The 17,490-nt window shown below is 72.6% G+C and carries 19 protein-coding genes; 10 read left to right on the forward strand and 9 right to left on the reverse strand.

What is annotated here, in order from left to right:
* Positions 1-117: 117 nt before the first annotated feature.
* Both ACFWIA_RS27420 and ACFWIA_RS27425 read right to left on the reverse strand, forming a co-directional pair.
* Positions 118-798 carry a response regulator gene (locus ACFWIA_RS27420; protein ID WP_385489829.1) on the reverse strand — a complete coding sequence of 227 codons (681 nt, stop codon included), beginning with the start codon at positions 796-798 and terminating at the stop codon, positions 118-120.
* Entirely contained in the window at positions 795-2,087 is a 1,293-nt protein-coding gene (locus tag ACFWIA_RS27425) for a sensor histidine kinase (RefSeq protein WP_387009561.1), read from the reverse strand. The genes ACFWIA_RS27420 and ACFWIA_RS27425 overlap by 4 nt, the downstream gene beginning before the upstream one ends.
* A 201-nt stretch (positions 2,088-2,288) precedes the next feature.
* Between ACFWIA_RS27425 and phoU the strand changes: the two genes are divergently transcribed.
* Positions 2,289-2,969, forward strand: coding sequence for a phosphate signaling complex protein PhoU (gene phoU / locus ACFWIA_RS27430; RefSeq protein ID WP_385489835.1), 681 nt, complete (start codon positions 2,289-2,291; stop codon positions 2,967-2,969).
* Between the two features lie 120 nt (positions 2,970-3,089).
* Here the strand turns inward: phoU and ACFWIA_RS27435 are convergent, their stop codons facing one another.
* Positions 3,090-3,236 carry a hypothetical protein gene (locus ACFWIA_RS27435; protein ID WP_385759289.1) on the reverse strand — a complete coding sequence of 49 codons (147 nt, stop codon included), beginning with the start codon at positions 3,234-3,236 and terminating at the stop codon, positions 3,090-3,092.
* A gap of 690 nt (positions 3,237-3,926) precedes the next feature.
* Between ACFWIA_RS27435 and ACFWIA_RS27440 the strand changes: the two genes are divergently transcribed.
* The 3 genes from ACFWIA_RS27440 to ACFWIA_RS27450 all read left to right on the forward strand — a co-directional run bounded on the left by ACFWIA_RS27440 (position 3,927) and on the right by ACFWIA_RS27450 (position 8,116).
* Entirely contained in the window at positions 3,927-5,726 is a 1,800-nt protein-coding gene (locus ACFWIA_RS27440; protein WP_387009564.1) for a trypsin-like serine protease, read from the forward strand.
* Positions 5,727-5,909: 183 nt separating this feature from the next.
* Positions 5,910-7,568 (forward strand): MFS transporter, encoded by a 1,659-nt coding sequence (locus ACFWIA_RS27445; protein ID WP_387009566.1) that lies wholly within the window; start codon positions 5,910-5,912, stop codon positions 7,566-7,568.
* A complete protein-coding gene (locus ACFWIA_RS27450; RefSeq protein WP_387009568.1) occupies positions 7,565-8,116 on the forward strand; it encodes a hypothetical protein in 552 nt (183 codons plus the stop codon). Before ACFWIA_RS27445 ends, ACFWIA_RS27450 begins: the two co-directional genes overlap by 4 nt.
* An 18-nt stretch (positions 8,117-8,134) precedes the next feature.
* On the opposite strand, the gene ACFWIA_RS27455 is transcribed toward ACFWIA_RS27450, so the two are convergent.
* Positions 8,135-9,523: an FAD-binding oxidoreductase gene (locus ACFWIA_RS27455; RefSeq protein WP_387009570.1), complete on the reverse strand. Its 1,389-nt coding sequence runs from the start codon at positions 9,521-9,523 to the stop codon at positions 8,135-8,137.
* Between the two features lie 397 nt (positions 9,524-9,920).
* Between ACFWIA_RS27455 and ACFWIA_RS27460 the strand changes: the two genes are divergently transcribed.
* A complete protein-coding gene (locus tag ACFWIA_RS27460; RefSeq protein WP_387009572.1) occupies positions 9,921-10,556 on the forward strand; it encodes an NADPH-dependent F420 reductase in 636 nt (211 codons plus the stop codon).
* A 16-nt stretch (positions 10,557-10,572) separates the two neighbouring features.
* Here ACFWIA_RS27460 and ACFWIA_RS27465 read toward each other — a convergent pair whose 3' ends face one another.
* Positions 10,573-11,286 (reverse strand): permease prefix domain 1-containing protein, encoded by a 714-nt coding sequence (locus tag ACFWIA_RS27465; RefSeq protein ID WP_387009574.1) that lies wholly within the window; start codon positions 11,284-11,286, stop codon positions 10,573-10,575.
* Positions 11,283-11,624, reverse strand: coding sequence for a PadR family transcriptional regulator (locus tag ACFWIA_RS27470; protein WP_387009576.1), 342 nt, complete (start codon positions 11,622-11,624; stop codon positions 11,283-11,285). The genes ACFWIA_RS27465 and ACFWIA_RS27470 overlap by 4 nt, the downstream gene beginning before the upstream one ends.
* Before the next feature lie 172 nt (positions 11,625-11,796).
* Between ACFWIA_RS27470 and ACFWIA_RS27475 the strand changes: the two genes are divergently transcribed.
* Genes ACFWIA_RS27475 through ACFWIA_RS27485 form a run of 3 tightly spaced genes read left to right on the forward strand, consistent with a single transcriptional unit; the run spans position 11,797 to position 13,283 of the window.
* Entirely contained in the window at positions 11,797-12,318 is a 522-nt protein-coding gene (locus tag ACFWIA_RS27475) for a hypothetical protein (protein WP_387009578.1), read from the forward strand.
* Positions 12,319-12,322: 4 nt separating this feature from the next.
* Positions 12,323-12,646 (forward strand): hypothetical protein, encoded by a 324-nt coding sequence (locus tag ACFWIA_RS27480; RefSeq protein ID WP_387009580.1) that lies wholly within the window; start codon positions 12,323-12,325, stop codon positions 12,644-12,646.
* 4 nt (positions 12,647-12,650) lie between these two features.
* The gene (locus ACFWIA_RS27485) at positions 12,651-13,283 is read left to right on the forward strand and encodes a DUF4291 domain-containing protein (protein ID WP_387009582.1); all 633 of its coding nucleotides are present in this window, start codon (positions 12,651-12,653) and stop codon (positions 13,281-13,283) included.
* A 14-nt stretch (positions 13,284-13,297) separates the two neighbouring features.
* Here the strand turns inward: ACFWIA_RS27485 and ACFWIA_RS27490 are convergent, their stop codons facing one another.
* Positions 13,298-14,617: an MDR family MFS transporter gene (locus tag ACFWIA_RS27490; RefSeq protein WP_387009584.1), complete on the reverse strand. Its 1,320-nt coding sequence runs from the start codon at positions 14,615-14,617 to the stop codon at positions 13,298-13,300.
* A 297-nt stretch (positions 14,618-14,914) separates the two neighbouring features.
* Here ACFWIA_RS27490 and ACFWIA_RS27495 point away from each other — a divergent pair, with 297 nt between their 5' ends.
* Positions 14,915-15,676: a phosphoglyceromutase gene (locus ACFWIA_RS27495; protein WP_387009586.1), complete on the forward strand. Its 762-nt coding sequence runs from the start codon at positions 14,915-14,917 to the stop codon at positions 15,674-15,676.
* Positions 15,677-15,771: 95 nt separating this feature from the next.
* Here ACFWIA_RS27495 and ACFWIA_RS27500 read toward each other — a convergent pair whose 3' ends face one another.
* Entirely contained in the window at positions 15,772-16,560 is a 789-nt protein-coding gene (locus ACFWIA_RS27500) for a GntR family transcriptional regulator (RefSeq protein ID WP_387009588.1), read from the reverse strand.
* A gap of 107 nt (positions 16,561-16,667) precedes the next feature.
* Here ACFWIA_RS27500 and ACFWIA_RS27505 point away from each other — a divergent pair, with 107 nt between their 5' ends.
* The gene (locus ACFWIA_RS27505; RefSeq protein WP_387009600.1) at positions 16,668-17,075 is read left to right on the forward strand and encodes an NUDIX hydrolase; all 408 of its coding nucleotides are present in this window, start codon (positions 16,668-16,670) and stop codon (positions 17,073-17,075) included.
* Here the strand turns inward: ACFWIA_RS27505 and ACFWIA_RS27510 are convergent.
* The coding region (locus ACFWIA_RS27510) for a transposase (RefSeq protein WP_387009590.1) at positions 17,072-17,490 on the reverse strand (419 nt) is incomplete at its 5' end. The genes ACFWIA_RS27505 and ACFWIA_RS27510 overlap by 4 nt on opposite strands.

Consider the following 17,490-nt stretch of genomic DNA (forward strand, 5'->3'; position numbering starts at 1 on the left):
CCCGGGGGGGCCGCCCCCCCCACCGCGGTCCGGCAACCCGCCGGGGTACGGCGGGGCCCCCGGCGGGCCCCCCCCTTCGCCGTACGTGCACCGGCCCGTACGGGCCGGCGGGTCGGTCTACGGCTCGAACTTGTAGCCGAGCCCGCGCACCGTGACCAGGTACCGGGGCGCGCCCGGGTCCGGCTCGATCTTCGCCCGCAGCCGCTTGACGTGGACGTCCAGGGTCTTGGTGTCGCCCACGTAGTCGGCGCCCCACACCCGGTCGATCAGCTGCATGCGGGTCAGGACCCGGCCCGCGTTGCGCAGCAGCATCTCCAGCAGGTCGAACTCCTTGAGCGGGAGGTCCACCTTCGCGCCGGCCACCGTGACCACGTGCCGGTCCACGTCCATCCGGACCGGGCCCGCCTCCAGCGCGGCCGGCGTGACCTCCTCGGGCTCGCCGCGGCGGCGCAGCACGGCCCGGATGCGGGCGACCAGTTCCCGGGACGAGAACGGCTTGGTGACGTAGTCATCGGCTCCTATTTCCAGCCCGACGACCTTGTCGATCTCGCTGTCCTTCGCGGTGACCATGATCACCGGGACGTTGGAGCGGCTGCGCAGTTGGCGACAGACCTCGGTTCCGGGCAGCCCCGGCAGCATGAGGTCCAGCAGGACCAGGTCGGCCCCGTTGCGTTCGAACTCGTCCAGGCCGTCGGGCCCGGTGGCCGCGATGGCGACCTCGAAACCCTCCTTGCGGAGCATGTACGACAGGGCGTCGGAGAAGGATTCCTCGTCCTCGACGACGAGCACTCGGGTCACGGAAGGACCTCCGGGGAGGGGAGCGGTGCGTACGGGGGTGAAGCGGATGTACCGGACTGCCCGTGGTCGTCGTCCTCGGCACCGGGGTCGCCGGTGTCGGGGGCCTGGTCGGGCTCCAGGGGTGCGCGGTCGCGGGGGGCTCCCGCCTCCGGCAGCCGCAGGGTGAACGTGGAGCCCTGTCCTTCGGTGCTCCACACGGTGACCTCCCCGCCGTGCGAGGCGGCCACGTGCTTGACGATGGCGAGGCCCAGGCCCGTACCACCGGTGGCACGGGAACGTGCCGGGTCGACCCGGTAGAAGCGTTCGAAGACGCGCTCCTTGTCCCGGTCGGGGATGCCGATGCCCTGGTCGGTGACGGCGACCTCGATCAGGTCGCCGCCGGGGTGGGTGACCCGGCGGGCGGCGATGCCCACCCGGGTCCGGGCGGCGCTGTAGTTCACGGCGTTCTCGACGAGGTTGCCGAGGGCCGCCGCGAGCTGTCCGCGGTTGCCCCAGATCTGGAGGGCGGCGGTGCCGCCGGTGGCGATGGTGATCTGCTTGGTGCTCGCCTGGTGACGACATCGGTCGATCGCCTCCGCCACCAGGTCGTCCACCCGGACGGGCTCCGCGTACTCCAGCGGATCGTCGTTCTGGACCCGCGAGAGGTCGATGAGTTCCTGGACCAGGCTGGTCAGCCGGGTCGCCTCGATCTGCATCCGCCCGGCGAACCGTTCCACGGCCTCCGGGTCGTCGGACGCGTCCATGACCGCCTCGGACAGCAGCGACAGCGCGCCGACCGGGGTCTTCAGCTCATGGCTGACGTTGGCGACGAAGTCCCGGCGGACCGCCTCGATGCGGCGGGCCTCGGTGAGGTCCTCCACGAGCAGCAGCACCAGCCGGGACCCGAGCGGGGCGACCCGGGCGGAGACCGCCAGCGCCTCCCCGCCGCGACCCGCGCCGCGCCGCGGCAGGTCCAGCTCCACCTGGCGTATCTCCCCGTCGCGCCGGGTGTCGCGGGCCATCTGGAGCATCGGCTCGATGGCCAGCTTCCCCCCGCGCACCAGTCCGAGGGCGTACGCCGCCGAGCTGGCCTTGACGACGCTGTCGGCCTCGTCCAGGACCACCGCCGACGAGCGCAGCACCGAGAGCACGGTGTCCACGCCCGGCGGCAGCACCGGCTCGGTGTGCAGGGAGCTGCGGGCCGGACGTTTCAGGTCGCGCTCGCTCCAGCGGAACGCCAGCATGGCGATGACGCCGGTGAGCACCCCGGCGATCGCTGCTGCTGCGGCGACCGCCGCGTTCACGTCCATGTCTCCAGGTTAGGCACGCCCGGGGAAGCGTCCACAGCCATCCCGGTGTCAGCTACGACACTCGTCGCCCAGAGTTCACCGAGGGGAAAGGACCGATTCACCCACGGTGCCGGAACCGGACGCGTCCGGGCCGGAACGTGGGAGCGTGGGGTCGACGGGTACCCGAGGCCCCGGGCGGATGTGAGAGAGGGACGACTCAGTATGCGTGACGCGTACCACGAGGAACTGGACTCGATCGGCGACGACCTGGTCGAGATGGCCCGGCTCGTCGGTTCGATGATCGGGCGCGCCACGACGGCGATGCTCGATTCCGATCTGAAACTGGCGGAGAACGTGATCGCCGCCGACCAGAAGGTGGACGATCTCCAGCACGACCTGGAGGCCCGGGCGATCGCGCTGCTCGCCCGGCAACAGCCCGTCGCGACGGACCTGCGGATCGTGGTCACCTCGCTGCGGATGAGCGCCGACCTGGAGCGGTCCGGGGACCTCGCCCAGCACGTGGCGAAGCTGGCGCGGCTGCGGTTCCCCGACCGGGCGGTGCCGCAGGACCTGCACGCCACGATCCTGGAGATGGGGCAGCTCGCGCAGCGGCTGATGGCCAAGGCGGCGGAGGTCATCGTCACCAAGGACGTCGACCTCGCGATGCAGCTGGAGCAGGACGACGACGAGATGGACCTGCTGCACCGGACGCTGTTCCAGCACCTGATCGACGACCGGTGGAAGCACGGGATAGAGACCGCGGTGGACGTCACGCTGCTGGGCCGCTACTACGAGCGGTTCGCCGATCACGCGGTGTCGGTGGCGAAGCGGGTGGTGTACCTGGTCACCGGGGAGCACGCGGACGAGCTGACGCAGAATCCGGCGCCCGTCGAAGGGGCCTGAGCGGGTGCCCCGTACGGGAGTGTTCCCGTACGGGGCGCGGTGCGTTGTTGCGCCGTTGCGCTGTTGCGCCGTTCGTCGGGGGCGCCGTCCTCGGGCCCCGCTCACGGGCCCGCGGGGTGGCTAGCCGCAGCCGCCACCACACTGGCAGGAGCCGCCGGACTGGCAGCCGCAGGAGCAGCCGGGGCCGCAGCCGCAGGCGCCCAGCAGGGTCAGGCGGGGCAGGCCGGGCTCGGGGGCGGTGGTGTCGGGCTTCCGGGACTCGGTCATGGGTTCCCTCCCTGGGACGCGATGGCTTCGCGTCTCGTGTCCATTGGACTGCGGGGGGTGTGGGCGCATCAACAGCGCACTTTTGCGGGGCGCGGTCTGGGGTTGTTCGCGCCTGCGGTGCGTGGTGGTTGCCCGCGCCGTTCCCCGCGCCCCTTCGGGTACGTCCACCTGGCGGTGCGCTGCCCTGTGCGGGTGCGCTGCGGTATCGCGCAGTTCCCCGCGCCCCTGATCCGGGCCCTTCCGGCCGGTGCGAGGCCCGCGGGTGCGTCGTGGTTGCCCGCGCCGTTCCCCGCGCCCCTTCGGTGCGATCACCTGGCGGTGCGCTGTTCTGCAGGGTGCGCTGCGGTATCGCGCAGTTGCCCGCGCCCCTGATTCGGGCTGCCTGTGCGTGGTTCCTAGGGGCGCGGGGAACTGCGCAAAACACCAGCGCACCCGCACAGGGCAGCGCACTGCCAGGTGGACGCACCTGATCAGGGGCGCGGGGAACTGCGCGAAACGACAGCGCACCCCGCGGGACAGCGCAGCGTCGGGTGGACGTACCTGAACAGGGGGACGTACCCGATCGCCTGTTCGGGCACGGGGGGCCTAGACTCGCACCGCCGAGGGGGGGCCTCCGCCAGGATTTCGCGGAGATTCGGCGAGAACCCCCCAAGGGAGATCGTCCGACCGCACCCGTGGGGGGTACACCGAATGACTCATGCCCGATTCCGGCGCCGCAGACCCGGCACCGCGCGGGCCGCGGCCATCGCCGCGCTCTCGATCAGCCTGCTGGCGGGCGGCTCCACGCTGCCCGCCGCCGCCGCGCCCGGCACCCCGGACGCCGCCCCGCCCGCTCCGACGACCCCGGTCGCCGTGGACCGGGCCACCAACGCGGAGCTGCGCGAGCGGCTCGCCGGCGCGGCCGGCGCCGAGGCCGAGAAGGCACCGGCCGACGCCCAGGCGCGCACCGCGGCCCCGGCACCCGGCGCGGACACCGGGCCCAGCCCGTTCATCGTGGGCGGCAGCGAGACGACGATCTCCTCGGCGCCGTGGATGGTCCAGCTCGGCTACTGGGACGAGGCCGCGGGCAAGGGCTCGTTCTGCGGCGGCACCCTCGTCGCGCCCAACAAGGTGCTCACCGCCGCGCACTGCGTGTACGGCCTCGACTGGCGGCGCAACGGCGTGGCCCTCGTCGGCGCGACCAAGCTGATGGACCCGAACGCGGGCACCGCCGCCGGAGTGCACCGCGTGTGGCGGCACGCCAAGTACGACCACCGCACGCTGCGCAACGACATCGCGGTCATCACCCTGGACCGTCCCGTCAAGGGCAAGTGGCTGCGGCCGGCCGCCTCCGGCGACAGCTCGCTGTACAAGACCGGCACCAGCGGCACCGTGTACGGCTGGGGCCTGACCTCGGGACGGTCGGGCGCCCAGCAGGCGAAGAAGCTGCGCAAGGTCAGCCTGCCGATGGTCGCCGACGGCACCTGTGACCGGGCGATGCGGGGCGTGCTCGGCCGGGACTTCTTCGTCGCGGGCGAGATGCACTGCGCGGGCAAGCCGGCGACCGGGCGGGACTCGGGCACCAAGAGCTCCTGCCACGGTGACTCGGGCGGTCCGCTGGTGGTCGGCGGCAAGATCGCGGGCGTGGTCTCGTGGGGCGTCAAGGGCTGCATCACCAAGGGCGCGTACCCGGTGTTCACGAAGGTCAGGACGTACGCGGGGGCGACGCAGGGTCGCATCGACGACGCCGACCGCAGCTACGACGGACGCACCGACCTGCTCGCGCGGGGGGCGGGCGGCAAGCTCTACCAGATGAACAGCAAGGGCCGTTCGCTGGCCGCTCGCACCGCCTCGGGCTCTGGCTGGGAAGCCCTGAGCTGGGGCCTCCAGAGCGACTTCGACCGTGACGGTCACCTGGACCTGCTGGTCCGGGACAAGAACGACGGCAAGCTGCACCGCCGGTACGTGCGCAACGCGACCACCTCCAGCGCGGCCTGGGCCTGGCAGCCGGTGACGTCGGTCGGCGGCGGTTCGAAGTCGTACGCGGCGCCCGGCGACTTCACGGGCGACGGGTGGCCGGACCTGATCACGACGGACGGATCGGGCAACGCCCACCTCTACCCGGGCAAGGGCAACGGCGCGTTCGGCAGCAAGAAGAAGGTCGTCAACGGGGCGTGGAAGGGTGCCAAGCTCTTCGGCCGGGGCGACCTGACGAACGACGGCAAGGCCGACCTGCTGGTGCGGGACAAGGCCAACACCGTGTGGCTGTACCGCGGCACCGGCAAGGCGTCCGCGCCGTTCGCAGCGAAGATCAAGGCCCGCAGCAACTGGAAGTTCACCGCTCTGGTGGGCAACGGCGACATGACCGGTGACGGCATCGCCGACGTCCTGGCGCGGGACTCCGGCGGCAAGCTGTGGCTCTACCCGGGCACCGGCAAGGCGTCCTCGTCGCTGTTCGGCACGCGGGTCTCGCTGGGCTCCGGCTTCAACCAGTACAACCTGCTGTTCTAGCCCCGGTCCGCCCGGGGGTTGCACCAGGGGCGCGCCGGTCCTCTTCGGAGGGCCGGCGCGTTTCCCGTGCGGCCCACGGGTCACTGGTTCCCCCGGTCCCGGCGCTCCGGCGCGTACGCGGGGCGGGCCGGCAGATGGCGCGCTGCGCGTGCGCCCCTCGCCACCCCGGGGGAAGATCCTCGCATGAGCGGCATTTCGCCCGGCGGGGGTGGTTCCTCGGCCCGTCCGCCCGGCCCCGACCCGGGTGCCCCGAACCAGACCCTGGCCCTCGCGGCGATGATGTTCGCCGTCTCGATGACCTTCATCGACCAGACGATCGTGGCCATCGCCGCCCCGGAGATCACCGACGAGCTGGGGCTGTCCTCCTCGGGCATCCGCTGGGTGGTGAACGCCTACCTGCTCGCGCTGGCGGCGTTCTTCGCGCTCGGCGGACGGCTCGCCGACCTCTTCGGGCGCCGTCGGACCATGCTGGTCGGCACGCTGGTGTTCGTCGTGTCGTCCGTCCTGTGCGGCTGCGTCCCGACCGGTGGCGCGGCACAGACCTGGATGATCGTCTTCCGGGCCACCCAGGGGGTGGGGGCGGCGCTGATGTTCCCGGCGGCGCTCGCCGTGGTCGTCGCGGTGTTCCCGGTCGAACGGCGCGGCCGGGCGCTCGCCCTGTTCTTCGGCGTGGCGGGCGGGCTCACCGCGCTCGGACCGCTGCTCGGCGGCTGGCTGACCGCGTGGACCTGGCGGGCGATCTTCTGGGTCAACGTCCCCATCGCCGTCATCGCCATCGTGCTGACCCTGCTGGCCCGCATCCCCGACGAGGTCCGTCGCGAACGGCTCGACGTCCCCGGTGCGTTGCTGATCGCGGGCGGCATGGGGCTGAGCGTGCTGGGGCTCCAGCAGGCCGCGGTGTGGGGGTGGGGTTCGGTGGCGACCTGGCTGTGCGTCGCGCTCGGGTTCGCCCTGCTCGTGGTGTTCGGCTGGTACGAACTCCGCTTCCCGGAACGGCCGTTGATCCTGCTACGGGTCTTCCGCGACCGGGCGTTCCTGGTCGACAACGCGGTGCTGTTCTTCGCGATGCTCGCCTTCGTCCCGATGTTCTTCTTCGCCTCGGTGTACGCACAGGTGTCGCTCGGCAAGAGCCCGAACGAGGCGGCGCTGTACCTGCTGTACTTCTTCATCGGGTTCGTGGTCGCGTCCCAGATCGGCGGGCGGGTCCTGGACACCCGGGGCGCCCGTCCGGCGATCCTGCTCGGTTCGGCGCTCGGCGCGGCCGGGTTCGCGCTGTGGGCGGCGCGGATGCCGGACCTGTCGTTCGCCGAGCAGTGGCCGTACGTGGTCCTCTCCGGCGCGGGCATCGGGTTCCTGTTGGCGCCGGCGTCGACGGACGCCGTGAACCGGGCCATCGACGCCTCGTACGGTGAGGTCACCGGCATCACGCAGACGGTGCGCAACTACGCGGCGGCGCTCGGTCTCGCCGTCTTCGGTACGGTCCTCAGCCACGAGACGGTGAGCCGGGTCGCCGAGACGCTGCGTTCACGGGGCTTGCCCGCGGACCTGGCGCACGACGCGGCGCAGCGGGTCGCCCAGTCGGTGGCCGGCCAGGGCGGCCAGCACGAACCCGCCGGCACGGGGCCCGTGGCGAAGGTGCTGCGGGAGGTGCAGCAGGCGATCCGGGTGGACTTCGCGGAGGCCAACCAGTGGGTGTTCGCCGGGATGGCCCTCGCGCTGGCGGTGGCGTTCCTGTGCGCGCTGGCCCATCCGGGCACCCGGGTGACGGGGGCGGAGCGCGGGCCGGATCCGGCGAAACCCGTTGGCGGGGACGGTAGTTCGGGCCCTAGCGTCGATGGATGATCCTGTTGATCGGTGGCCCGCCCCGGGTGGGCAAGAGCACCCTGGCGGCGATGCTGGGCGAACGGGACGGGCTGCCCCACTGCCCGGCGGACGCCCTCGTCTCGATGCTCCAGCACGCCGCGCCCGCGCTGGGCGTACGGCACGGGGAGCACGACCGGAAGGCCGCGGCGGCACGGCCGTTCCTGGTGGAGTTCGTGCGCGCGATCGGCGACGGCGTCGACCACGACGACCCGTGGGACGGGTACGTGGTCGAGGGCGACGTGGTGACGCCCGGAGCCCTGGCCGAGATCCGCGCCGCGGGGCTGCCGGTGTCCGCCGTGTTCCTCGGCAACACCGCCCTGCCGGCGGCCGAACTGCGCCGCGACCCGCAGTGGTTGACCGGCGCCGACCCCGCGACGTACGAGGCGGTCGCCGCCCGGGTGCGGGACCGCAGCCGGGCCCTCGGGGAAGCGTGCGAACGCTCGGGTGACCCGTTCGTGGACCTCGGGACCGTCGGCTTCGGGGCGGGGCTGGAACGGGCGTACGGGTTGCTGCGGCCGCCCGGCTGAGGCGCCCTGCGACGGGGCTCAGGCCGCCGCCGGGCGGATGTTGTGGTTGAGCCGGAAGACGTTGTCCGGGTCGAACCGGGCCTTGACCTGGGCGAGCCTGCGGTAGTTGGCCTCGCCGAACGAGGCGACGACCCGTTCCTCCCCCTCGAAACCGATGAAGTTGAGGTACACCGAGTCCCGCGCCCAGGGACGCATCGCGGCGCGCACGTCCCGGACCCAGTCGCGGGCCCGGTCGTCGTCCGCCGGGTCCTCCCACACCCCGAACGGGTGCACCGCCCACGGCGAGGACCGCCAGGGCATCGGCCAGTCCCCGGCCTCCCGCGCCACCGCGCCGCCCATGGGGAAGACGATGTGCTGGGAGTTCGTCGGCACCGGCATCGTGTCCGCCAGCGACCGGAACACGCGCAGCGCGTCGTCCGGGAGCGCCGTCAGGTACTCGGCGGACCAGTAGTTCCGCAGCGCCGGCGGGTCGTCCAACATGCACTGGAGGTCGGCGTACGGGATGTCGGTGATGAGTTCGGCCGCCCGTTCCAGCGCCAGTAGCGGGGCCGCCACCTGGCGCGCTTCGGCCAGCGGGCCGGCGTACGTCACCAGCACCCCGCACAGCAGCCGGCCCACCAGGTGCTCCGGCACGAAGGGGGCCGGCGGTCCGGTGAGGTAGATGAGCGCCCCGCCCGCCTCGTCCGGGGCCGTGTCCATGACGTCCCGGTAGATCGGGAGGACCTCGTCGGAGCGTTCGGGCAGGAACAGCAGCAGGACCATGGAGAACGCGGGCAGCGGGTGCAGTCGCAGGGTGATCTCGGTGGCCACGCCGAAGTTGCCGCCGCCGCCGTGCAGCGCCCAGAACAGTTCCGGCTCGTGCTCCGGGCTCGCGAGGACGGTGCGGCCGTCGGCGGTCACGACCTCCACGGCCGCGAGGTTGTCGCCGGCGATGCCGAACTTCCGCTCCAGCCAGCCCGATCCCCCGCCGAGGGTGAAGCCGCCGACCCCGGTGGTCGAGGCCCGGCCGCCGGTGGTGGCGAGGCCGTGCGGCTGGGTCGCCCGGTCGAGGTCGCCGATCGTGGCGCCGCCCCCGATCCGGGCGGTGCGGGCGTCCGGGTCGACCCGGACGCCGCGCATCGGACGCAGGTCGACGACGAGCCCGTCGTCCACGGACGCCGTGCCGGCCACGCCGTGGCCGCCGCCGCGCACGGCGATCGGCAGGTCGGCCTCGCGGGCCGTCCGGACGGCCGCGGCGACGTCGGCGGTGCCGTCGCACTGGGCGATGACGGCGGGGCGCCGGTCGATCATGCCGTTGTAGAGGGCGCGGGCCTCGTCGTACCCCTGGTCGTCCGGGGTGATGACGGTGCCCGCGAACTGTCGCCGGAGATCGGCGAGCGCCGCCTCCGAAAGGTGCCGGGGCGCCATGACGGGCCCCCTTCCGCTGCGGGGAGACCTCCTCATCGTATTCCGGGCTGCTGCGGCGGGCGCGGTGGGCGGCGGGCCGCCGGGCCCCTTTCGGTGCGTCCCGCTGAGGGTGCGCTGACCCGTGCGGGTGCGTCGTCGTTGCTCGCGCAGTTCCCCGCGCCCCTGACGGGGCGCCCTGCGAGCGGACGTGCAGCCCGATGGACAGGGGCGCGGGGAACTGCGCAACACCGGGACGCACCCCGCGGAACAGCGCACCCCCAGCAGGACGCACCGACAGGGGCGCGCTGCGCGGGGTCACCCGTGCGGGGCCGTCCGCGGTGCCCGGACGGTGGGGCGCTGCTGTACTGGCCCGGGGGCAACGGCTACCGGGCCACCGGTGACGGCGAAGGGCGAGGACGTGACCACAGCGATCATCGGTACCGGCGCGATCGGCTCCCGGCTGGCGGCCGACCTGACGGCGGGCGGCGAATCCGTACTGCTCGCGTCGCGCGATCTGGACCGCACCAGGGAACTGGCCGACCGGCTCGGCGAACGGGCGACGGCCACCACCGTCGACCAGGCGGTGGAGATGGCCGACGTCCTGGTCCTCGCGGTCTGGTTCGACACGATCAAGGAGCTGATCGCGCAGTACGGCGACCGGCTGGCCGGCAAGGTCGTCGTGGACCCGTCCAACCCGATCGCCGTGGACGACCAGGGCACCTTCTCCAAGACCATCCCCGCGGACCAGTCCGCGGGGGTGATCATCGCGGGGCTGCTGCCGGCGGGCGCCCGTCCGGTCAAGGCGTTCGGCACGCTGTTGGCGCCCTCCCTGGAGTCCGAGGCGCGCCGGGAGCCGGAGCGGGGCGCCGGGTTCTTCGCGACGGACGACCAGGGCGCCGGCGAGGAGGTCGCCCGGCTGATCCGGGCGGCCGGGTTCGACCCGGTGCCGGTGGGCGGGATCGACCAGTCGATCCGCATCGAGGTCTTCGGTGACCTGCACGAGGGGACGCTGGGGCGGGTGCCCTCGGTGGAGGAGGCCCGGGCCCTGGTCTGACGGGGGGGGCGCGGGGTCAGCCGACCGGCAGCCGGGCGCATCTGCGGCAGGCGCGCACCGAGGGCGCCATCACCGCGTGCGAGACCGCTGCCAGGGCGCCGGCGAGGGCGATCAGCGTCCACTGCGCGGCCAGCAGGGCGGCGACGGCGAGCGTGACCGTGGCGACGGCCATGGCCGCGCTCGCGGTGGTGCCGGCCCAGGCGACCACGGCGGGCAGCCGGTCCGGGGTGGGCAGCCACCGGGCGAGGGCTCCCGTGGCGGCCAACAGCGCCGCGGCCAGCAGTGCCCCCGCGCCCGCGACCGTGGCCAGGTGGAAGGCGAGCAACTGGGCCACGTGCAGCGCCGGGCCCTCCTGGCCCGCGTCGGTCCAGCTGGTCCAGGCGTTCCGGACCAGGTACCAGCAGGCGACCAGGAAGGGGCTGGTCAGCGCGACCCTCCGGGCGGTGTGCCGGGCCTGGGCGATGGTCAGTTCCCGCTGGCAGCTCGGCACGAGTTCCTCGGGGGTCCCGAACTCGTGCACCGCCTGCCGGGCGGCGCGGTCCCGGGACATGCCTCCGTCCGCGTACACCGCCACCGTGTCCGCGAGACCGTCGCGTATCTCCTCGACCAGCCGCTGCTTGACCCGGGCCGGGCCGCGCAGGGCCGCCGCGAGGGTCGTGACGTACTCGTCGACGGGGTCGGTGCCCCGCTGACCGGTGACGCTCAGGTCGGGTGCCGCGGCGGCGCTCATGTCGCGGCCCGCGGCGGGGCTACGGGGTCGAGGACCGAGCCGATCGCCGCCGTGAACTCGCGCCACGCCGTCCGTTCGCTGGCCAGGCCGTTGCGCCCGGCGTCGGTGAGCGCGTAGCTGCGTCGTCGCCGTTCGCCGACCGACTCCCAGGCGCTGCTCAGCAGGCCCAGCCGTTCCAGCCGGTTCAGCGCGGGGTAGATGGTGCCGGTGCGCAGGTCGAGTGCGCCGCCGCTGCGCTGTTGGACCGCGGCGATGATCGCGTAGCCGTGCAGGGGGCCCGGTTCGAGCACGGCGAGCAGCAGCCCGTCCAGGTGGCCTCGTACCGCGTCTGCCTTCATGGGCCCGCCTTTCTCATAGGTAGGCAGCCTACATAAGAACCCGTAGGCGTGCTATGTATTGGCAGCCAACATATCCCTCTCGCTCCCTCGCTGTCTCACTCCCTCTCGCCTCTCGCCTTCTCGTTCGGACTCCCTACTCGACATCTCCCACTTCGGCTTCTGGAGGAGCGCAGTGACCAAGCTGCTGCTGTCCATTCACGTCCTCGCGGCGATCCTCACGGTGGGGCCGGTCGCCGTGACCGCCTCGCTGTTCCCGCGCTACGCGAGTCGCGCCCCGGTCGACCCGGAACCGTCCGGCCCGGGAACGGGGTCCGCACGCGAACCGTCCGGGCGGGGGCCCGAGTTCGCCGAGTTCCTGCACGGCATATGCCGTCGCTACTCGTTGGCCGGGGTCGCGGTTCCGGTCTTCGGATTCGCCACCGGCGCCCAGCTCGGCGTGCTCACCGACGCCTGGCTGATCGCGTCGGTCGTCCTGACCTCGATCGCCGCGGTCGTACTGATCGTGACCGTCCTGCCCGACCAGGAACGGGCGCTCGCGGCGCTCGGGGACGGGACGGCATCCCCGGGGCAACCGCCCGCGACGGCCCCGCCGTCAAAGGCTCGACTGGCGATGACGACCGGGGTCTTCAACCTGCTGTGGACGGTCGTCGTGGTCCTCATGATCGTCCGCCCCGGCTCCACCACGGGGGCGTGAGACCGTGCGGGCCCTGCGCGTCGCCGCGCACGTCGAAGCCGTCTCCCTGGTCGCCCTGTTGCTCAACCTGGCAACCTGGCACGCGCAGCCCGTCTCCTCGCTGCTCGGCCCGCTCCACGGCACCGCGTACCTCGTCGCCATCGCGACCGCCTGGTCGATCCGGGGGGCCGATGCGGTGGGCGCCCGGTGGCGGGCGCTGATACCCGGGGTCGGCGGACTGCTCGCCGTACGGCGCCTGCGCGACCGTCCCCGCCCGGCCGCGGCGACAGCACCGGTGGCCGGGGGCACAAAACCGGTGGCCGAGGGGCCGCACGGTCACGCACGCTGAGCGCATGGAACGAGAGCACGAACGACCGGAGCACCCCCGCCACGAGATCCGCGCCGCACAGACCCCCGGGTCCCTGACGGTGTATCAGGCGTACGCGCCGGCCATCGGCGTGCCGACCGCCCGGGACGGCCGGTTCCCGGCGGCCTGGAAGCGGGACCGGATGACCTGGATCAAGCCCTCGTTCCTGTGGATGATGTACCGCTCCGACTGGGGCAGCGCCGAGGGCCAACAGACCGTACTGGCCGTGGAGATCACCCGCGAGGGCTTCGAGTGGGCGCTCGGGCACGCGTGCGTGTCGCACTACGTACCCGCGCTGCACGCGGACCAGGACGCGTGGCGGCGCGAACTGAAGCGGGCGCCGGCCCGGGTGCAGTGGGACCCGGAACGGGACCTGCACCTGCGCCCGCTCCCGCACCGGGCGCTCCAACTCGGCCTGTCGGGCGAGGCGGCGCACCGGTACGCGGACGAGTGGATCGTCTCCGTCCGGGACGTCACCGCGCTGGCCCACGAGGTCCGTGCGCACGTACGGGCGGGGCGCCCGGAGGAGGCGGAACGGTTGCTGCCGCGGGAGACGCCGTACGAGACGGCGAGGCCCGGGGTGACGGACCGGGTCCTGGTCCCCGGGGGCGTGGGCTAGGGGTGCGCGGGGGCTCAGGCGACCGGCGCGCGCCCCTCGGAGACCTCCGCGCCCTTCTCCGCGCTGGCGTCCTTCTCCGCGCCGGGGGTGCCGGTGGCCACGGGCTCGGGCCCGGCGCTCGGTCCCTGCGCCGGCGGGAGGCCCCGCATCAGGGCCCCGTACCCGAACGCGGCGATGACACCGAGGACGGCGCAGCTCCCCCAGAGCCAGTCCGCACCGAACCTGTCGATCACGAAGCCGGACATCAGCGGGGCGATCAGGCTCGCGACGGCCCAGGACAACGTGTACATGCCCTGGTAGCGGCCCCGCCCGTGGGGCGGCGAGAGGCGGACGACCAGACCCGTCTGGGTCGGCGCGTTGACGATCTCCGCGAGGGTCCAGACGCAGATGGTCAGGGCGAGGACGGCGACCGAGCCGGCGAACGCGGTGAGCCCGAAGCCGAAACCCACGACCAGCGAGGAGACGATCAGCAGCATCCGCGGATCGCGGTGCTCGATGAAGCGGGTGACGGGGATCTGGAGGACCACGATCAGGACGCCGTTCACCGACATCGCGAGACCGAACTCCGCGGGGCTGAGCCCGGCGTCACCCATCGCGATCGGCAGGCCCACCGTGCTCTGCATGAAGATCAGCGAGACCAGGAACGACAGCCCGACCACGCCCATGAACCGCCCGTCCCGCAGGACCGTCCCGAGCCGGACGTCCGGCTCGGCCTCGCGTTCCCGCCGGGTGCGCACCGGACGGGACTCCGGCAGCTTCACGAAGACGACGATCGCGCACGCCAGCGTCATGATCCCCTCGCCGAGGAACCCGGCGACATAGCTGTACTCGGCGATGAACCCCGCCGCGATGGTGGAGATCGCGAAGCCCAGGTTGATCGCCCAGTAGTTGAGCGAAAAGGCCCTGACCCGGTCCTCGGGGCGGATGATGTCGGCGATCATGGCCTGCACGGCGGGACGCGAAGCGTTGCTGGCGGCGCCGACGAGGAAGGCGACGGCGGCGATGGCCACCGGGTGCTGGACGAATCCCAGCGCGGCGACGGAGAAGGCCGTGGAGGTCTGCGCGATCAGCAGGGTGGGACGGCGGCCGAACCGGTCCGCCATGACCCCGCCGGCGAGCGCCGAGATGACGCCGCCGAGCCCGTACAGCGCGGCGACGAGCCCGGCGAACGACGCGGAGTAGCCCCGGTCCAGGGTCAGGTACAGGGCCATGAAGGTGGCGACGAACCCGCCGAGGCGGTTGACCAAGGTGCTGGTCCACAACCACCAGAAGGCGGGGGGCAGCCCGGAGACGGTCTCCCGCAGCGCACGCCGGACGGCCGGCCCGGCCCCCACCCGGCCCTTACCGGTCCCATCGTTTCCGGTGCTTCTGGTGCTTCCGTTGCCTCTGCCGCTCTTGGCACCGCCCGCGGACATGCAGACCCCCCTCGGCACCCCGTGCCCATGTAAGTAGTGAAACGCGCAAGCAGACATTACGCACGAGGTGTGGAAGTGCACCAGTGAATTGACGGGGACCGTCAATCGACGGGGTCGGGGCGGGGGCGGCACGTCCGCGGCCGGGGTGGCCGGGGGGACGTATCAGGAGCCGGACCGGGCGCGCGGCGGGCGCAGGGGTTCGATTACGCTCGGGGCATGGCCGACGCACCGTACAAGCTGATCCTCCTCCGCCACGGCGAGAGCGAGTGGAACGCGAAGAACCTGTTCACCGGCTGGGTGGACGTCAACCTGACCGAGAAGGGCGAGAAGGAGGCGGTCCGCGGCGGTGAGCTGCTGAAGGACGCCGGCCTGCTGCCCGACGTCGTGCACACCTCGCTCCAGAAGCGCGCGATCCGCACCGCCCAGCTCTCGCTGGAGGCGGCCGACCGCCACTGGATCCCGGTGCACCGCAGCTGGCGCCTGAACGAGCGGCACTACGGTGCGCTCCAGGGCAAGGACAAGGCGCAGGTCCTCGCCGAGTTCGGCGACGAGCAGTTCATGCTGTGGCGCCGCTCGTACGACACGCCGCCGCCCGCGCTGGCGGACGGCACCGAGTACTCGCAGAGCGGTGACCCGCGCTACGCGACGATCCCGCCGGAGCTGCGGCCCCGCACGGAGTGCCTGAAGGACGTCGTCGAGCGGATGCTCCCGTACTGGTACGACGGCATCGTCCCGGACCTGCTGACCGGTCGCACGGTCCTCGTCGCCGCGCACGGCAACAGCCTGCGCGCGCTCGTCAAGCACCTGGACGGCGTCTCCGACGCGGACATCGCGGGCCTCAACATCCCGACCGGCATCCCGCTCTCCTACGAGCTGGGCGCCGACCTCAAGCCCCTCAACCCGGGCGGCACCTACCTCGACCCGGACGCGGCTGCGGCGGCCATCGAGGCGGTCAAGAACCAGGGCAAGAAGAAGTAACCCGAGCTGTTCGAGCCCCCCACCTGCGGGTTGTCCGCTGGTGGGGGGGCTTGTCTGCGCCCTGTGACTAGTGCAGCCACGCCCGATGCAGCCGCTCAGGTCGCCGGGAGCCGGTACGACAGCACGTACGCGTCCGCGGCCATGACCGTGTCGCAGACCTCGACGGCGCGACCCGCCGAGTCGAAGGCGGTCCGGACGAGGTGGATCACGGGCACACCGGTCGCCAAGCGCAGCGCCTTGACCTCGGTGGGCGAGGGCATCCTGGCGCGGAGCTCCTCCTCGAAGTGGTCGAGCCGGTGGCCGAGGTCTTCGAGGCGGGCGTAGATCCCGCCGGGACCGGGGTTCGGTTCCGCGATGGGCGTGCCGCGGGCGATGTCGAGCGGCAGGTAGGAGGTGGCGAGCTCGACCGGGCGTCCGTCGAGGAGGTAGCGGCGACGGCGGGCGAGCACCCGCCGTACGGAGCCGAGCCGGGTGGAGACGTCCTGGTCGGCCTTCTCCTCCTTGATCTCCAAGCTGTCCACCTGGGGGTGACCGCCCGCTGCGTCGGCCTCGACCAGGAACGCGGACCTGCCCTGCTCGCGGTGGCGGCGGGCGAACCGGTCGGACGCGAGTCGCCGAACGGCGGGCCTGGGCCGCACGAAGACGCCCTTGCCGTGCTGGGCATGCACCAGGCCCTCACCCTGGAGGACGGAGAAGGAGTTCCGGACCGTCATCCGGGACACCCCGTAGTGCTCCACCAACTCGGCCTCCGAAGGCAGCTTCTCGCCCTCCCGGAACCGTCCGCGATCGATGGCGTCACGCAGTTGGTCGGCGATCTGCCGGAAGACCGCACGATCACTCGTGGGGTCGAGGTCACCGAGCAGACCCGAGGGGTCGGGGCTCACATGTACTCCTTTAGGTGTCTAGACGAGTGGGTGAGTGGTGTTGCTACGGTGGCGAGCCTAGCCATCCGGGAGGGCCGAGGAACGTGAGCACAGAACGCCCACACTCCGTGAGTGTGGCCGGAGTTGTCGTGGACCACCGCGGCCGAGCCCTCCTGATCCAGCGCCGCGACAACGGCCGCTGGGAACCGCCGGGCGGCATCGTCGAACGGGACGAAACCCTGCCCGAAGCGCTCCGGCGCGAAGTGCTCGAAGAGACCGGCATCAAAATCGCCCTGCCCGCGACCCTCACCGGCGTCTACAAGAACATGACGGGTCTGATCGTCTCGCTGGTCTTCCGCTGCGAGGCTGCCGACGGCACGCCCACCGTCGGGGACGAGACCCGCGCACTGCGCTGGGCCACCCGCGAAGAAGTGCTCCAACTCACCGACGAGGCGTACGCGATCCGCGTCCTGGACGCACTCGACGCGGCGTCCCCGCCGGCCGTCCGCGCCCACGACGGCGTGAAACTCGTCTAGGCAGTGTCTGGTGGCTCTTTGATGAGGTCGCGGAGCCAGATCACGATGGCTGCTGTGGCCAGGGTGCCGTTGAAGATGTAGTCGCGTTTGTCGTACCGGGTCGCGACGGCCCGGTGCTGTTTCAGCTTGCCGATGCAGCGTTCGACGGTGTTGCGTTGGCGGTACTGCTCGCGGTCGAAGGCTGGCGGGCGGCCGCCGGCCCGGCCACGGCGGCGGCGTTTCGCGCGTTGGTCGTCCGGCTGGGCGATCGTTGCCTTGATCCCGCGTTTGCGCAGGTAGCCGCGGTTGGCGTGGCTGGAGTACGCCTTGTCGCCGCAGGCCCGGTCCGGTCGGGTGCGGGGGCGCCCGGCTCCGGTGCGGGCTATGTTCAGGGCCTTCATGAGCGGGATGAACATCGGGCTGTCGCCGCGCTGGC

Source organism: Streptomyces sp. NPDC127068, assembly GCF_042724695.1.
Taxonomy (GTDB): domain Bacteria; phylum Actinomycetota; class Actinomycetes; order Streptomycetales; family Streptomycetaceae; genus Streptomyces.

Bases quoted from the DNA above. Each gene is read 5' to 3' on its own strand.
- ACFWIA_RS27425 (WP_387009561.1), bottom strand. From the start codon at position 2,087: ATGGACGTGAACGCGGCGGTCGCCGCAGCAGCAGCGATCGCCGGGGTG.
- phoU (WP_385489835.1), top strand. From the start codon at position 2,289: ATGCGTGACGCGTACCACGAGGAACTGGACTCGATCGGCGACGACCTG.
- ACFWIA_RS27435 (WP_385759289.1), bottom strand. From the start codon at position 3,236: ATGACCGAGTCCCGGAAGCCCGACACCACCGCCCCCGAGCCCGGCCTG.
- ACFWIA_RS27440 (WP_387009564.1), top strand. From the start codon at position 3,927: ATGACTCATGCCCGATTCCGGCGCCGCAGACCCGGCACCGCGCGGGCC.
- ACFWIA_RS27445 (WP_387009566.1), top strand. From the start codon at position 5,910: ATGAGCGGCATTTCGCCCGGCGGGGGTGGTTCCTCGGCCCGTCCGCCC.
- ACFWIA_RS27450 (WP_387009568.1), top strand. From the start codon at position 7,565: ATGATCCTGTTGATCGGTGGCCCGCCCCGGGTGGGCAAGAGCACCCTG.
- ACFWIA_RS27455 (WP_387009570.1), bottom strand. From the start codon at position 9,523: ATGGCGCCCCGGCACCTTTCGGAGGCGGCGCTCGCCGATCTCCGGCGA.
- ACFWIA_RS27465 (WP_387009574.1), bottom strand. From the start codon at position 11,286: ATGAGCGCCGCCGCGGCACCCGACCTGAGCGTCACCGGTCAGCGGGGC.
- ACFWIA_RS27470 (WP_387009576.1), bottom strand. From the start codon at position 11,624: ATGAAGGCAGACGCGGTACGAGGCCACCTGGACGGGCTGCTGCTCGCC.
- ACFWIA_RS27485 (WP_387009582.1), top strand. From the start codon at position 12,651: ATGGAACGAGAGCACGAACGACCGGAGCACCCCCGCCACGAGATCCGC.
- ACFWIA_RS27495 (WP_387009586.1), top strand. From the start codon at position 14,915: ATGGCCGACGCACCGTACAAGCTGATCCTCCTCCGCCACGGCGAGAGC.